The organism is Adhaeribacter arboris, from assembly GCF_003023845.1.
Classification (GTDB): domain Bacteria; phylum Bacteroidota; class Bacteroidia; order Cytophagales; family Hymenobacteraceae; genus Adhaeribacter; species Adhaeribacter arboris.
On record NZ_PYFT01000001.1, the window covers coordinates 5,435,410 to 5,450,294 of the forward strand.

The following is a 14,885-nucleotide window of genomic DNA, read 5'->3' on the forward strand; positions in this document are numbered from 1 at the left end:
CTAGGTTAAGGAAACACAACAACTTTTTGTTTTCCGGTTAATTGAATTTTATAAAAAATAAAGTAGAAGCATGAAGTAAATTAGCGGATAAAATTAAAGCCAGCAAATAGTTTTGGTTTGCATCTGGATTGTTTTAGCGGGCAAAAAACGGATAAGTTGGTCCAAAGGCAGTAGAAGGGAAGTAATTGTAATCTTATCGCCATTCACCATTTCAAAAATCAGGTATTCATATTTACTCCAAAAATACTGTCGCGATCGGCAGCGGATATAGGTAGTCCGGATAATTTTTTCTTTGGGGTAGAAATTCTTGTGAATTAGATTATAAACCTTAAAGCTTTCGTTGCGTTTATCGACCTCGATAAGCAAATTCCGGTTTTGGCGCCAATACTGGAAATGAAGGAAAAAACTCGGTAGCGAGAAAGACAACAAAAACATTACCGCCACTAATAAAAATACTAATTCCAGGGGTAAAAGTACAGTAGAAATAAGAGCACCTAGTAAAGGAATGATTACCAGTAAACTTAAAATAGACCAAAAAAGCAACGAAAACTGCCGGTGAATATCGACAGTAAACGTGCTCTGCCGCTTCGAAAATAAACCAATACAGAACCGTAATGCATACAAACCTCCTACCAGCAATGCCAGCGTTTTAATTAATTTTAAATATAAAGCCATGTAGTGCGGTTGTAGATTAAACCTAATTTATAGAAGTATAAAACCAATAGGTTTTTATTAGTCAACGGTAATTAAGGTACCGGAACCATCCGGGGTATGCAAGTAGCCACAAGGTTTTAAATTTAAATGATAGGATTTAAATAGGGCTTGTACTTCTTCGCGACTGGCCGGATCAACGGCTACCAATAAGCCGCCGCTGGTTTGCGGATCGCAAAGAATGGCCCGTTGGTAATCGGTTAGTTCGCTAATTTTATGACCGTAGCTGTCCCAGTTACGCGTAGTGCCACCCGGAACAGATTTTTGGATCAGGTATTTATCCAACTCTGGTAGCCGCGGAACTTCCGAAAATTGAATAGTAGCTTGTAAGCCGCTGCCTTCGCATACTTCGGAAAGGTGACCCAGTAATCCGAAACCAGTTACATCGGTTAAGGCTTTTACCCCGGGTAATTTGCCTAACTCGGCGCCAATTTTATTTAACTGCATCATTTGCAGTGGTGCAATTTGGGCGTGTTCAGGTTGTAAAATACCTTTCTTCTGAGCCGTAGTTAAAATACCTACCCCAAGAGGTTTAGTAAGGTACAATTCGCAACCTGCGGTGGCTGTATTATTTTGTTTTAAATGCTCCATGTTTACCAACCCTGTAACTGCCAAGCCAAAAATTGGTTCCGGACTATCGATACTATGACCGCCCGCCAACGGTATACCGGCTTCGTGGCAAATTGCGCGGCTGCCGTCAATTACTTGTTGCGCTACTTCGGCCGGTAAGGTATTTATGGGCCAACCAAGCACAGCAATTGCCATTAAAGGTTTACCGCCCATCGCATAAACATCACTAATAGCATTCGCCGAAGCAATCTTCCCAAAATCAAAAGCATCGTCCACAATCGGCATGAAAAAATCGGTAGTGCTGATAATGGCAGTACCATCGCCCAAGGCATACACCGCTGCATCGTCGCGGGAACTGTTGCCTACGAGCAGATTTTTATCTTCCGGGGCCTTAAAGGTAGTATGCAGGATAGTATCTAATACTTTAGGGGAAATTTTACACCCGCAACCGGCTCCATGACTGTACTGCGTTAACTTAATGTTTTGCATATTTTAATAATAGGTAGCTATTAATTTTATAAATTATAAGAAGTATTATCAATTATACTTTTTATGATTTATAAAATTGACTTCTTAATAAATGTAAAACCAGATGGGGAATAAATTTTTAAAATTATTCTATTCCTAAAATTAGTTTTTTCTTACGCACTACTTCTAATATTTCCCGGGCATTTTCTTGCGCATCAATTTTGGGTAGGGCTATAGTTATAATTTTGTCGGCTGGTTTATTAGCTAATTGGTAGGCGTAGGCTTTATCGTAGTAAACCAAGGCCAAATCTACCATTTTCTCGATGTTGCCCGCTTCAATGGCTTGTAAAGCTTCTTTGTAAGCAAGTCCGCCCAAGCGTTTTTTGATGCGTTCAATAGCTTGTTGCAGTAATGTTTTATCCACGGAACGGTAATCTTCGGCTAGCTTTTGGATACGGGCACTTTTTGGTACCTCCAGTTTCACCAGAGGCGCTTGCTGCATCTGGTTATAAAGTGGATTCGGTAAATTTATGCGGCCAATAATGCTACTTTCATCTTCCAACCAGATACGGTGAGAAGATAGAAATTGCCGTAAAGTTACTCCCAAATCATTTTCAAACTGCTCCACAGTTGGTTGATTTGACTGACCTATACTGCCAAATGCCGAGCCCCGGTGGTGTGCCAGTTTTTCCAGATCTACTACCTGCTCACCTAAATGGTGTAATTCCTGCAATATTTCGGTTTTGCCGCTGCCCGTGAAGCCGCCAATCACTACCAAGGGAAGGGGCCGTTCAAAGGCATGCAATACTAAGCGGCGGAAAGCCTTATAACCATCGCGTAGCAAATTAACTTTAAAGCCGGCTAAATCTAAAAGCCAGGCTACTCCGGCACTGCGCATACCACCCCGCCAGCAATGCAGCATTACCTCTTTTCCGGGTGTCAGTTTTTCGGCTTGCCGGACCATTGCCGACATTTTTGGTCCGAATAAATCGAGACCCAGCAAAATAGCCTGTTCTTTGTTAATTTGTTTGTAAGTAGTACCAACTTGTTTTCGTTCCTCGTCCGTGAATAAGGGTAAGCTAAGGGCATTAGGTATATGACCTGCGGTAAATTCTTTCGGAGCCCGTACATCCAATACCGGGGTATTATGCTGAGCAACGTAATTTAAGAAAGCATCTATGTCGAGCGTTTGAATCAAAGGATACTACTTAAACAAGCTGGCGTAAATAAAGCTGTATCGTATTTTCCAGGCCAAAATACAAAGCGTCGCAAATAAGGGCATGCCCAATGGAAACTTCGAGTAAACCCGGAATATTTTGGTTCAGGTATTTTAAATTATCTAAATCCAAATCATGGCCGGCATTAATCCCAAGTCCTAACTTAACGGCTCGTTCGGCAGCGCGGGCGTAAGGCGCAATAGCTTGTTCTCGGTCTTGGTGGAAGTGACTAGCGTAAGCTTCGGTATATAATTCAATGCGGTCAGTGCCGGTTTGAGCGGCTCCTTCTACCATTTCTATTACCGGATCTACAAATATCGAAACCCGCGTACCTGTGCTTTTTAAATCGGATATAACTTCCCGTAAATAGTTTTGGTGCTGAATGGTATCCCAGCCAGCGTTGGAAGTAATAGCATCGGGAGCATCGGGTACCAAAGTTACTTGTTCGGGTTTAACTTTTTTTACCAGTTCCAGAAACCCAGGAGTAGGATTACCTTCTATATTAAATTCGGTAGTTACCACTGCTTTCAGATCTAATACGTCCTGGTACCGAATATGACGCTCATCGGGCCGGGGATGCACGGTTATGCCTTGCGCCCCGAAACGTTCGCAGTCTAAAGCGCTTTGTATTAAATTAGGTCGATTGCCGCCGCGGGCGTTCCGGAGGGTAGCAATTTTATTTATGTTCACGCTTAACTTAGTCATTTTTTTAGATGTTAGCTATTCGATATTAGACATTGGACTTAGGAATAGACTTAGTTATTGAGATATTAATTTTAAATATACCTCGCCGCTTTTTTGCGGTTCTCTGGCAGGTGTTGCCGATTAGCTTCGGCTAAATACAAATTTATTTCTTAATTTTAACCCTACAGTATCATTAACTGACAAAATGCATTTCACTATTTTGTCTTTATTCAAATATCTATAATCATCCGAACAACTAAAAATCTGAAACTATGAGTTTAAAAGAAAAGATTGAAGGCGACATTAAAAAGGCTATGTTGGCGAAAGATAAAGTACGCTTAGAAGCTTTGCGCAGCATAAAATCGCAAATATTATTGGCTGAAACGGAAAAAGGAGCTTCGGAAAATTTATCTGCCGAAGCTGAATTAAAATTACTGACCAAAGCTGCTAAACAACGCCGCGAATCGGCCGAAATTTTCGCGAAGCAAAACCGGTCGGATTTAGAACAGGTAGAATTAGCCCAATTAGCTGTAATTGAAGATTATTTACCCGCTCAACTCGACGAAGGCGACCTGCGAACTCGTTTATTGGAAATAATTCAACGCGTAGGAGCCACTGGACCTTCCGATTTAGGTAAAGTAATGGGGGTAGCTGCCCGGGAACTCAGTGGTCAGGCCGATGGGAAAGCTATTTCGGCCGCGGTAAGTCAATTATTAAACAACACTAACGCCTAATTACTGAACTTGTCAACTTTTGACCTTTTATTGCTGGCACCCATTGCCTACGGTGCTTTTAATGGATTCCGGAAGGGATTGCTGCTCGAAGTAGTTTCGCTGGTAGCTTGGTTTATCGCGTTAATTTTCGGGCTGCAATTTTTAAATGCAGCCATACCCATGATGCGGGGCATTATTGGCGAAGCATACGGCTTTTTACCTTTTATTACCTTTCTGGTTGTTTTTATTCTAATTATAATGGGAGTACGACTGGCCGGTACCTTAGCAAAAAAAGTTATTCATCTTACGCCCTTAGGTATGTTCGATAGCTTAGCCGGAGGAGTATTAGGTGCCTTAAAGTGGTGCTTTGGCGTAAGTCTTTTTTTGTACGTCTTAAATCTGGCAAATATTTCTATCACCGAAGAAGCAATTAAAAAATCAGAGGTGTACCCAATTATTGTTAAGGCAACGCCGTATGCACTGGAGGTATTGGGCTTTTTTCTGCCTTTTGTAAAATATTTATTGAGTACCTTAAAAGGTTTATTTTAAGGTACTCAATATTTACCTAGCTTCAGGCACAGTTAACTATTCCCTGAGATTTGATCTTGTTGTTGGATTCTTTTGATTCGTTTACGTATAACTTGCTGGATTACTTCGGACAGTTAGGCGTACCAGCATTGGTGGTCCGGAACGATGTATCGTTATCGGCCATTCAGCAACTGAATTTTAAGGCCATTGTTTTATCACCGGGGCCGGGTAAACCACGGGAGGCAGGTGTTTTAATGCCGGTAATTGAATATTATCACGCGCAATTACCTATTCTGGGAATTTGCCTAGGCCATCAGGCATTAGGCGAATTTTTTGGGGCTACCTTAGTGAAAGGCAGCAAACCTATGCACGGTAAGGTTTCCGAAATTACTTGCCTGCCCGATCCCATTTTTGCCGGGTTGCCGCAAAAAATGCCGGTAGTACGTTATCATTCGCTGGTATTACAGGAGCCGGGACCATACATGGTACCACTGGCTTACACCAATGCCGGGGAGCTTATGGCATTTCGGCACAAAACATTACCTTTATATGCGTTGCAGTTTCATCCGGAAGCAGCATTAACTACGTACGGTTTGGATATACTGCGTAATTGGATTACTATTGCTAATATTGAAGTAAAATAAAAGGCCGTGGCCCAGGAATAAGGATTACCTTAATGGAGTACAAATTAAAAGAAGAAGGAGATTTTAAATACATCGACGAAGGTAAAGGCGAAGTATTGTTGCTGCTGCACGGCTTATTTGGCGCTCTAAGTAACTGGAACGGTGTTATTAATGCTTTTTCGCCGCATTACCGGATCATTATTCCATTAATGCCTATTTACGAAATGCCTTTGCGCGAAGCCGGTGTACCGGGTTTAACCGCTTTTATCGAAAAATTTGTGCATTTAAAACAATTAGATAACTTTACTTTATTAGGAAATTCGCTGGGTGGGCATATTGCTTTAGTATATACTTTAAACAATATATCGCGCGTAAAACGGTTAGTATTAACGGGTAGTTCGGGCTTGTTCGAAGATTCAATGGGGAGTACCTTTCCGAAACGCGGGAACTACGGTTATATAAAAGAACGGGTAGAATTTACTTTTTACGATCCGCAAACAGCTACCAAAGAACTGGTAGATGAGGTGTTCTCCATTACAAACAGTAATTCTAAAGTTCTTCGGATTATTGCGATGGCCAAATCGGCCCAACGCCATAATATGACAAAAGATATAACTCGGATAACGGTGCCTACGTGTTTAATATGGGGCTTAAACGATACCATTACGCCTCCGCATGTAGCGCATGAGTTTAACCGGTTAATAAAAAATTCGGAATTGCATTTTGTAGATAAATGCTCGCATGCGCCGATGATGGAGCAGCCGGAAGTTTTTAATAAATACTTGCACAAATTTCTGGAAAGAAATCCTTAATAGGGGCACATTACGTATGTAAACTAATTAGTAGCTATTTTCTGTTATATAGTCAGAAATAGAGAACCGGAGATAACAACATGATTGCAGAAGAACTAATAAACCAAATGATTCCACCCTTAAAGCTATCGGACACGCCTGCCAAGGCGGTACGCTGGATGGAAGAATTCCGGGTAAACCAACTCCCGGTGGTAAAGCTGCGTCAATTTCTGGGCCTGATTACCGAAGAAGATATCCTGGAATCTAAAGCAACCCACGAGTCGTTACAAACGGTATCCTTTGGTTACGAAGACGTATTTGTGATGCATAACCAGCATTTCTATAACGTAATGGAAACAGCTATTAAAAATAAAATTCAGGTGGTGCCGGTGCTCGACGAGCAACATGAGTTTTTAGGGGTTATTACCGTTAACGATACTATCTCTGCTTTTGGTCAAATGGCTGCTATGCAAGGTCAGGGCGGCATACTGATATTAAGTATGAACGAGCGCGATTATTCACTTTCTGAAATCAGTCGTTTGGTGGAGATGAATAATGCTAAAATTTTAAGCGCCTATGTTTCGCCGGACGAATTAGACCCTTTTAAAATCCGGCTAACGCTTAAAATTAATACTAGCGATTTGAAACGCATTATTGCCACTTTCGAGCGTTTTAATTATCGTATTACCGCCCAATACCAGGATGCTGCCGAAGAAAAAAACGATCAGGATCGTTTAGACTTGCTCCTGAAGTACATCAATATCTAATTCACTCCGTGCGGCGGTTTCCGTTATTTCTGCTTTTCCTTTTTATCTTTCAATTTACGGCTGCCGCGCAAACAACTGTTAGTCCGGCAAATAATTTTGCTATAGATTCGGCACAAAATATCCTGGGTTGCCCCACCGATTCCGGGCAAATACGGATTAGCAGCATTCAATTTGAAGGCAATAAAATTACGCAAGAAAAAATTCTACGAGCTGAGCTCGATTTAAAAGAAGGAGAGCAGCTAAACTCCGCCGATTTACGGAAGCGCTTGGCTGCCAACCAACTCCGGTTGTATAACTTGCAGCTTTTTCATTGGGTACGTTATATTGCCTTATGCGAAAATGGGAAGTTAAATCTTATTTTTGCTTTGCAGGAACGCTGGTATGTTTGGCCAGTCCCTATTTTTTCGCTCGCCGACCGTAATTTTAATGCCTGGCTTTACCACCATGACTGGCGCCGGATTGATTATGGCGTACATCTGCTGGTCAGAAATTTTCGGGGCTTAAACGAAACTATCCGGATGAATGTACAGCATGGGTTTAACCGAAAATACGAATTATTTTACATTAAACCGGCGGCTAACCGTTCTAAATTAGGAGCTACGTTTGGTGCTTCGCTTTATCGCAGCCACGCTCTCGATTATACTACTCAGTTTAACCAACCAGTTACTTTAAGGCAGAATAATGAGTATCCTATCCAAAGAATGTACGTGTCGGCGGGCTTGCTGTACCGACCAGATGTGCAAAGACAAACTACCCTTTCTCTGGCGTATAACTGGCAGCAAATTTCGGAGGATGCTTTTAATTTAAATCTATCTTACTTTTTAAGCAGGCAAAAACGACAGTTTGTAGAAATTAATTTAGTTCATACCCGTAATTACCGGAACACTTTTTCGTATCCACTTTCCGGAAGTTTTTTTCAAGTAGCTTTTTCTCAACGTTTTTACGGTAACAAAAGTGGCAATGCCAGTACATCGTTGCGATTAAGGTACAGCCGGTATCTGTCATTAACCCGAAATCTTTTCTACAGCATTAGCCTGGAAGGAAAAAGCACTCTAAGCCGTCGTTTAGCCTACGCTGATAACCAAGTCTTGGGTTTCGGTTCGGTGGTAGTGCGGGGTTACCAGTTGTATGTAGTAGGTGGCCAGCAGTTTGGCCTGTTTAAGCAAGGCTTATCCCGTACTCTATTGCCACAACGCGAAATTGTACTCGATTTTATTAAAAGTCCAAAGTTTAATCGTATTCCACTGGCAATATATGTAAATGCCTTTACGGATGCCGGCTATGCCCGGGATGAATTTTATGCTGCGGAAAATAGTTTTGCCAATCGTTTGCTAATGTCCGCAGGAATTGGATTACACCTTGTTACGTATTACGATAAAGTTGTTACTTTGGAGTATACTTTAACCAAAACCGGGCAAACAGGATTTTTTATAACAACCGGCATTCCATTTTAGATCTTGCATGAAAATAGCCATTCTCGGGAAGCCTTTTAAGGAAGCGCTGCTGCCGTATATTCAGGAACTTTTCCATGATTTGGCTGGACGCCAAACGGAAATAATAATTGTTGAGTACTTTAAGATTTACTTGCAAAATCATATTCAATTGCCGCCAAATGTAAATACTTTTCGGCGAGGCGATCCGTTACTAGGAGTAGAGTTTGTCCTGAGTATTGGCGGAGACGGCACTTTGTTAGATACTATTACCTATGTAGGAGACAAACAAATACCGATTTTAGGGATTAATACCGGGCGTTTAGGCTTTCTGGCGAACGTACCGTTTAACCAAACAGCTCAGGCCATTGATGCTTTGTATAAAGGGGAATATACGATAGACGAACGGTCTTTAATTCGGGCCGAAACCGATCAGGAAATATTTGACGGTATTAACTTTGGTCTGAATGAGTTCTCTATTTTAAAAACAGATACTTCTACCATGATTGTGGTGCATACCTACATCGATGGCGAATATCTGAACTCGTATTGGGCCGATGGGCTGATAGTGGCAACACCAACGGGTTCAACGGGTTACTCGTTGAGTTGCGGGGGGCCAGTAGTTTTGCCCCAAACCAACAATTTTGTTATTTCGCCCGTATGTCCACATAATTTAAATGTTCGGCCATTAGTCGTATCTGACCAATGTGTTCTGTCGTTTGAAATTGAAGGGCGTAGTAATAATTTTCTGGTTTCGCTCGATTCCCGTTCAAAGCCTGTAGATGCTTCCATTAAAATTGCGGTAAAACGAGAACGTTTTAATGCTCGGTTGGTTAAGGTAACAGGAACAAATTTTCTAACTACCCTCCGTACCAAGTTAAACTGGGGGTTTGATAAACGGAACGATTTATAAAGACGGAGGCGTACGATAGAAAATATTTTTAATTCTATATTTAATTCTTAATTTTGAGCAGCTTGGGTATTATTAGCGAAGTACTGCTCTCTGCAATTAGTATACTTGTGAAGGAAGTGAAAATGAAAAATATTAGCGCCACGGTTGTTATAATTATTGGTTTATTGTCGTTCACGGTTGATACTGCTCATGGTCAGAATTGGCTTAAAAAAAGGCGTTATAGAAAAATTGGTACCGATATTCGGGTTTCCGATGCTTATGGTCAGCCGTGGTCAAAAGCAAGACGTTATGGTACTATTGGGCTGAACATAAATGCCATGAATTACTTGGGTGAAACAGCTCCTGATGCGAATATTACAAGTCTTCGTTTACTCTCTACCCGATTAAATTTTGGTGCCACTTACACTTATAAGTTCACGCCTCGCATTTCGGCCCGGGGTAGCTTGTCGTGGGGGCGTATTTACGGCGATGATAAGAAAAGTGCTTCCGAAAACGAAGAAGATAACATTCCTCGTTTTCAACGTAATTTAAACTTCCGGAACAATATTTTAGAGTTAAATGGTGTCGCTATTTTCGAATTATTCGAGAACAGCTTTCCTTATCGCCGCCGCCCTAATTTTATGCCTTATGGTTTTATAGGCATTGGTGTTTTCAAACATAACCCGAAAGCTTATTTTGATGGGGAAGGCATGGAGGCCGGTTTTTATGAGCTACAACCCTTGGGTACCGAAGGTCAGTACGCCGAGGATCGGGAGAGTAAAGGCTATCCGAAACCCTACCGCTTAATTCAATTAGCTATTCCGTTAGGCATTGGGGCAAAGTATAAAATTGATGCAAACCTGGATATAGGTTTTGAAATTTGCTGGCGTAAAACTTTTACCGATTACATTGATGACATAAGCAGTAATTACGCCGACAAAGGAGATCTGACCGCTGCAAAAGGCCGCACTGCTGCCTTATTGTCGGATAGAAGTGCTGACTCGGGTTTTACCCCGGTATTAACCGATAACTATGGTTACCAACATATTAGCGGCTTTGGTCTGAAAGGAGATCAACGCGGCGACATAAGCGATAAAGACTGGTATATAACTACGGGTATTGCCCTGTATTATATTATTCCGCATCCTATTAAGTGTCCTAAACCCAGATAGTAAAATGAGGTAATTCTACTTTACTTTTCTAAAATATTACATGTTCAAGCGCAGTGTACGCACTACACTCCTTATTGGCTTATGGCCAATAAGGAGTCTTTTTTTTGCCAATGAGTTACTTGCCCAAAACACCAGTGAAGTTGGCGGTGGTATTGGAGGGTTAGTTTACAAAGGGGAAGTTGCCCCTAATTACCGTTTCCAGAATAATCGTCCGGGTATCGTTTTATTTTACAAAAAAGATATCTCTAAGCCCGTTACTTTAAAAGCCAGCCTGATGGGTGGCATGTTGCGGGCTAAAGACGAAGACGCTAAATTACCCGTAAACACTTTTCGGCAAGCCGACTTTAAGACTAACTTGGTTGAACTAGCAGCGGGCTTAGAATATAACTTTCTGGATTACTATGATCAGAAGCGGCGTACCCGTTGGACACCTTACTACTTTATTAGTTTTGCCGCTGCCCGCTTTAACAATAAAGTAGTATTAGCAAATAAATACACCAAGCCCGCGGAGAGTGCTACCGTACTTTCTATTCCTACGGGCATTGGCTTTAAATATGCTCTTTCCTATAACTGGAATTTAGGTTTGGAAGTAGGGGCACGTAAAACTCTCGCTAAAAATGGAGATCGCCTGGATTACCTACAAACGCAGGACTACCCGGAACTTCCCATCCAGGAGCTCACCCTTACCGATCCTTACGATAATGATTGGTACTTTTATAATGGCCTCAGTATTTCTTATACTTTTTACAAACTCCTTTGCCCACCAGCTACGAAAGGTAAAGCGGCTAAACATTAAAATAATTACGTAACCAGGCAACCTTTTCAACAAGCTATCCATCTAAATAAAGGCAGGGCAGAAATCTTTATGCTTGCTGGTAAAAAACGGAAATTTTAATAAGTAAATGTTTGTCTTACCTGGTAGAATAAGACTTAAATGGAACTATATTCGCTGGAAATCAATTGCTTTCAAGCATTTACCATGAAGCTTGATCCGGAAGGAAATAATCAATTATTGCAGATTCATAACGCATAATTGCCAGGGTTTTTGTAACTTGCGCGGAAATTTGGGTTGAATGAATCTTCAGGAAAAAATTGATTTAAACAATTTACCAAAACACGTTGCCGTTATTATGGATGGCAATGGACGATGGGCAAAACAAAAGGGAGGAGCCCGCATATTCGGGCATCAAAATGCTATTTCTGCGGTGCGGGATACAGTAGAAGGATCAGCGGAGTTGGGAATTCCTTATTTAACCCTTTACGCTTTTTCTACCGAGAACTGGTCGAGACCGCAATATGAAGTAAACGCATTAATGGAGTTGCTGGTTTCAACCATCCGGAAGGAAACAGCTACCTTAAATAAAAATAATATTCGGTTACAAACTATCGGGGATACAGATAGCTTGCCTAAAACATGCCGTCGGGAACTGCTGGAAGCAATGGAACTAACCGCCGATAATACCCGCATGACATTAAATGTTGCGCTTAGTTACAGCGGACGTTGGGATTTAACCCAAGCTATGCGGCAGATAAGTGCTTTAGTGGTTGCTGGTGAACTGCAGCCGGCAGATATTAACGAACAGCTTATTTCAGAACATGTGGCTACGGCAGGAATGCCCGATCCGGAATTACTTATTCGAACCAGCGGCGAAATGCGGATTAGTAATTTTTTGCTTTGGCAACTGGCTTATACCGAAATTTATATTACCAACTTACTCTGGCCTGATTTCCGGAAACAACATTTATACGAAGCTATCTTGTCTTTCCAGAGCCGGGAACGCCGCTTTGGTAAAACAAGTGAACAATTAACTAATAAAAGTATTACTTAATGATTAAATATTTCTGGTTGTTTTTGTTTGTTTTATTAACAACCGTTGCATCCGCTCAAGTAAATATAGGAACCCAAGGTACCGGTGTAGAATTGGATTACAATAATCCGAAAGAATACCGTATTGGTGCGGTAACAGTAAGTGGAGCTAAATTCTTGGACCCTAATACTCTTATTTCTATTACCGGTTTACGCGTAGGCGACCGTATAAAGCTCCCCGGTGAGGATTTGAGCAAAGCTATTCATAAACTATGGGATCAAGGTATTTTGGGTAACGTGGAGGTATCTATTACCAAAATCGAGGGCGACCAAGTATTCTTAGATTTCTTTCTGACCGAGCGGCCTCGTTTATCCCGCTTTGATTTCTCAGGTGTTAAAAAAGGGCAGGCGGATGCTTTACGTGATAAAATAAAGTTAATTCGAGGCAAAGTAGTAACCGATGCTTTGGTAAGTACTACCAAAAATACGGTTCGTAATTACTTTGTAGATAAAGGGTATATGAACGCTAAAGTGAATGTGTTTCAAAAACCTGATTCCGTGCTGCCAAATAGTGTTGTATTAAATATTGCGGTGGATAAAGGCAACAAAGTGAAAATAGAAGAAATTGCTTTTGAAGGCAATAAAGCTATTTCAGATAAAAAGCTGCGCCGCAAGATGAAGAAAACCAAAGAGAAACGCCCTTATAAACTCTTTACAGCTTCAAAATTTAATCGTGCCTTGTACGAAACAGATAAAACCAGTGTGATTGATTTCTATAATGCGCAAGGTTTTCGGGATGCCACTATTGTATCCGACTCGGTTTACATGCGGCCAAATGGCAAACTAGCCATTAAGATTAATGTAGACGAAGGCCGTAAATATTTTTTCCGCGATATCACCTGGACGGGTAATTATATTTACGATGCCAAACAATTGGGCAGTGTACTAGGCATTAAAAAAGGCGATGTTTACAATAAAGAAGAATTAAACAAGCGCTTGCAATACAATCCGAATGGCAGCGATGTGTCGTCGCTTTACATGGACGATGGTTATTTGTTCTTCCAGATTGACCCAGTGGAAGTATTGGTAGAAGGCGACTCTATTGATATTGAAATGCGCGTGCGAGAAGGTGCCCAAGCACGAATTAAAGAAGTTACCGTTGCTGGTAATACCAAAACCAGCGATCACGTAATTTTACGCGAATTGTATACCATTCCAGGTCAGAAATTTAGTCGTTCTGATTTGATACGCTCACAACGCGAAATTGCTACGCTCGGGTATTTTGACCCCGAACAAATTGGCATGAACCCGATTCCTAATCAGGAAGATGGTACGGTAGATATTAAGTATACTGTAACGGAAAAGCCGAGCGATCAAATTACTTTATCCGGTGGCTGGGGTGGACCATATGGAATTGTGGGTACGGTAGGTCTAGTATTAAACAATTTCTCCCTTAAAAAAGCCGGTGATCCGCGCAATTGGCGCCCCATACCAGGTGGCGATGGTCAACGATTAGCATTGAATATCCAAGCCAATGGTTTGCGTTATCAATCTTACTCATTATCATTTACCGAGCCGTGGTTAGGTGGCCGTAAGCGGAACTCGTTTAGTGTAGGTATAAACCGGACGGTATCGCGCACCATCAGTAACGGCGAAGAAGTACAAGGTATCCGAATCAATGGTGGTTCTGTTAGCTTAGGCCGTCGTTTAAGCTGGCCCGATAATTACTTCAGTTTATCCCACTCGCTGTCCTATAATCAGTATATAACAAAAAACTATCCTATTTTCGGCACTAATTATCAATCTGGAACATTAAATAGTATTTCGTTTATCAATACTTTATCCCGAAGCAGTGTCGATCAGCTTACTTTTCCGAGAAGTGGTTCAACCCTGAGTTTAAGTTTAAATTTAACTCCACCATATTCACTCTTTGATGAAAATCGGGATGCTATGAAATGGATAGAATTCAATAAATGGATGTTTGATGCTTCGTTCTTTACTGCCTTAACGCGCAAAGGAAAATTAGTATTAAATACCCGGGCTCACTTTGGATTCCTGGGTAGTTACGGAAAAAATCAGCAAGTTGGACCTGTAGAACGCTTTAAGTTAGGTGGTTCCGGTTTAGGCGGTGGTAATATCTTAGTAGGTACGGAGTATATCGGCTTACGTGGGTACGAAGACGAATCCATTAGTCCATCTAGTCAAGGAGGGGTTGCTTACAATAAATTTGTTACCGAATTGCGTTACTTAGTATCGCCTAATCCGCAGGCAACGGTGTATGTGTTAGGATTTGCCGAAGCAGGTAATAATTTTGGTTCGCTTCAGCAGTACAATCCATTTAAGCTTTACCGTTCAGCTGGGGTAGGAGCCCGTATTTTTATGGCCGCTTTTGGTTTGCTAGGCTTTGACTATGGCTGGGGCTTTGATAGAGTGCCTGCTGCTCCTAATGTACCTAACACCAAACCAGGTGGTATGTTCCACTTTATTATAGGTCAGCAAATTAGATAAGCTA

The 14,885-nt window shown here is 41.4% G+C and carries 15 protein-coding genes; 11 read left to right on the top strand and 4 right to left on the bottom strand.

Annotated elements, in window-relative coordinates; all coding sequences use genetic code 11:
* Positions 1–93: 93 nt before the first annotated feature.
* From AHMF7605_RS22040 to AHMF7605_RS22055, 4 genes are all read right to left on the bottom strand, one after another.
* Complete coding sequence (locus AHMF7605_RS22040) at positions 94–675, bottom strand: hypothetical protein (protein WP_106932156.1); 582 nt, start codon at positions 673–675, stop codon at positions 94–96.
* A 57-nt stretch (positions 676–732) separates the two neighbouring features.
* On the bottom strand, positions 733–1,770 hold the full coding sequence (gene selD, locus AHMF7605_RS22045) for a selenide, water dikinase SelD (RefSeq protein WP_106932157.1): 1,038 nt from the start codon (positions 1,768–1,770) through the stop codon (positions 733–735).
* 124 nt (positions 1,771–1,894) lie between these two features.
* Complete coding sequence (gene mnmH / locus AHMF7605_RS22050) at positions 1,895–2,947, bottom strand: tRNA 2-selenouridine(34) synthase MnmH (RefSeq protein ID WP_233219220.1); 1,053 nt, start codon at positions 2,945–2,947, stop codon at positions 1,895–1,897.
* A 10-nt stretch (positions 2,948–2,957) separates the two neighbouring features.
* A complete protein-coding gene (locus AHMF7605_RS22055) occupies positions 2,958–3,671 on the bottom strand; it encodes a pyridoxine 5'-phosphate synthase (RefSeq protein WP_106932158.1) in 714 nt (237 codons plus the stop codon).
* Positions 3,672–3,922: 251 nt separating this feature from the next.
* Here AHMF7605_RS22055 and AHMF7605_RS22060 point away from each other — a divergent pair, with 251 nt between their 5' ends.
* The 11 genes from AHMF7605_RS22060 to bamA all read left to right on the top strand — a co-directional run bounded on the left by AHMF7605_RS22060 (position 3,923) and on the right by bamA (position 14,881).
* Positions 3,923–4,384 (top strand): GatB/YqeY domain-containing protein, encoded by a 462-nt coding sequence (locus AHMF7605_RS22060; protein ID WP_106932159.1) that lies wholly within the window; start codon positions 3,923–3,925, stop codon positions 4,382–4,384.
* A gap of 9 nt (positions 4,385–4,393) precedes the next feature.
* Entirely contained in the window at positions 4,394–4,912 is a 519-nt protein-coding gene (locus tag AHMF7605_RS22065; protein WP_106932160.1) for a CvpA family protein, read from the top strand.
* Between the two features lie 50 nt (positions 4,913–4,962).
* The gene (locus AHMF7605_RS22070) at positions 4,963–5,535 is read left to right on the top strand and encodes an anthranilate synthase component II (RefSeq protein ID WP_106932161.1); all 573 of its coding nucleotides are present in this window, start codon (positions 4,963–4,965) and stop codon (positions 5,533–5,535) included.
* Between the two features lie 32 nt (positions 5,536–5,567).
* Positions 5,568–6,326 (top strand): alpha/beta fold hydrolase, encoded by a 759-nt coding sequence (locus AHMF7605_RS22075; protein WP_106932162.1) that lies wholly within the window; start codon positions 5,568–5,570, stop codon positions 6,324–6,326.
* A gap of 80 nt (positions 6,327–6,406) precedes the next feature.
* Positions 6,407–7,072: a CBS domain-containing protein gene (locus tag AHMF7605_RS22080; protein WP_106932163.1), complete on the top strand. Its 666-nt coding sequence runs from the start codon at positions 6,407–6,409 to the stop codon at positions 7,070–7,072.
* Positions 7,073–7,080: 8 nt separating this feature from the next.
* Entirely contained in the window at positions 7,081–8,526 is a 1,446-nt protein-coding gene (locus AHMF7605_RS22085; protein WP_106932164.1) for a BamA/TamA family outer membrane protein, read from the top strand.
* Positions 8,527–8,533: 7 nt separating this feature from the next.
* Positions 8,534–9,415 (top strand): NAD kinase, encoded by an 882-nt coding sequence (locus tag AHMF7605_RS22090; RefSeq protein WP_106932165.1) that lies wholly within the window; start codon positions 8,534–8,536, stop codon positions 9,413–9,415.
* Positions 9,416–9,537: 122 nt separating this feature from the next.
* Positions 9,538–10,566 carry a DUF6089 family protein gene (locus tag AHMF7605_RS22095; RefSeq protein ID WP_146153649.1) on the top strand — a complete coding sequence of 343 codons (1,029 nt, stop codon included), beginning with the start codon at positions 9,538–9,540 and terminating at the stop codon, positions 10,564–10,566.
* Between the two features lie 40 nt (positions 10,567–10,606).
* A complete protein-coding gene (gene porG / locus AHMF7605_RS22100) occupies positions 10,607–11,362 on the top strand; it encodes a type IX secretion system protein PorG (RefSeq protein WP_106932167.1) in 756 nt (251 codons plus the stop codon).
* Between the two features lie 277 nt (positions 11,363–11,639).
* Positions 11,640–12,395 (top strand): isoprenyl transferase, encoded by a 756-nt coding sequence (locus AHMF7605_RS22105; RefSeq protein WP_106932168.1) that lies wholly within the window; start codon positions 11,640–11,642, stop codon positions 12,393–12,395.
* A complete protein-coding gene (gene bamA / locus AHMF7605_RS22110) occupies positions 12,395–14,881 on the top strand; it encodes an outer membrane protein assembly factor BamA (protein ID WP_106932169.1) in 2,487 nt (828 codons plus the stop codon). The genes AHMF7605_RS22105 and bamA overlap by 1 nt, the downstream gene beginning before the upstream one ends.
* Positions 14,882–14,885: the final 4 nt, after the last annotated feature.

Bases quoted from the DNA above. Each gene is read 5' to 3' on its own strand.
- AHMF7605_RS22055 (WP_106932158.1), bottom strand. From the start codon at position 3,671: ATGACTAAGTTAAGCGTGAACATAAATAAAATTGCTACCCTCCGGAAC.
- AHMF7605_RS22105 (WP_106932168.1), top strand. From the start codon at position 11,640: ATGAATCTTCAGGAAAAAATTGATTTAAACAATTTACCAAAACACGTT.
- AHMF7605_RS22060 (WP_106932159.1), top strand. From the start codon at position 3,923: ATGAGTTTAAAAGAAAAGATTGAAGGCGACATTAAAAAGGCTATGTTG.
- porG (WP_106932167.1), top strand. From the start codon at position 10,607: ATGTTCAAGCGCAGTGTACGCACTACACTCCTTATTGGCTTATGGCCA.
- AHMF7605_RS22080 (WP_106932163.1), top strand. From the start codon at position 6,407: ATGATTGCAGAAGAACTAATAAACCAAATGATTCCACCCTTAAAGCTA.
- bamA (WP_106932169.1), top strand. From the start codon at position 12,395: ATGATTAAATATTTCTGGTTGTTTTTGTTTGTTTTATTAACAACCGTT.
- AHMF7605_RS22075 (WP_106932162.1), top strand. From the start codon at position 5,568: ATGGAGTACAAATTAAAAGAAGAAGGAGATTTTAAATACATCGACGAA.
- AHMF7605_RS22040 (WP_106932156.1), bottom strand. From the start codon at position 675: ATGGCTTTATATTTAAAATTAATTAAAACGCTGGCATTGCTGGTAGGA.
- AHMF7605_RS22095 (WP_146153649.1), top strand. From the start codon at position 9,538: ATGAAAAATATTAGCGCCACGGTTGTTATAATTATTGGTTTATTGTCG.
- AHMF7605_RS22090 (WP_106932165.1), top strand. From the start codon at position 8,534: ATGAAAATAGCCATTCTCGGGAAGCCTTTTAAGGAAGCGCTGCTGCCG.
- selD (WP_106932157.1), bottom strand. From the start codon at position 1,770: ATGCAAAACATTAAGTTAACGCAGTACAGTCATGGAGCCGGTTGCGGG.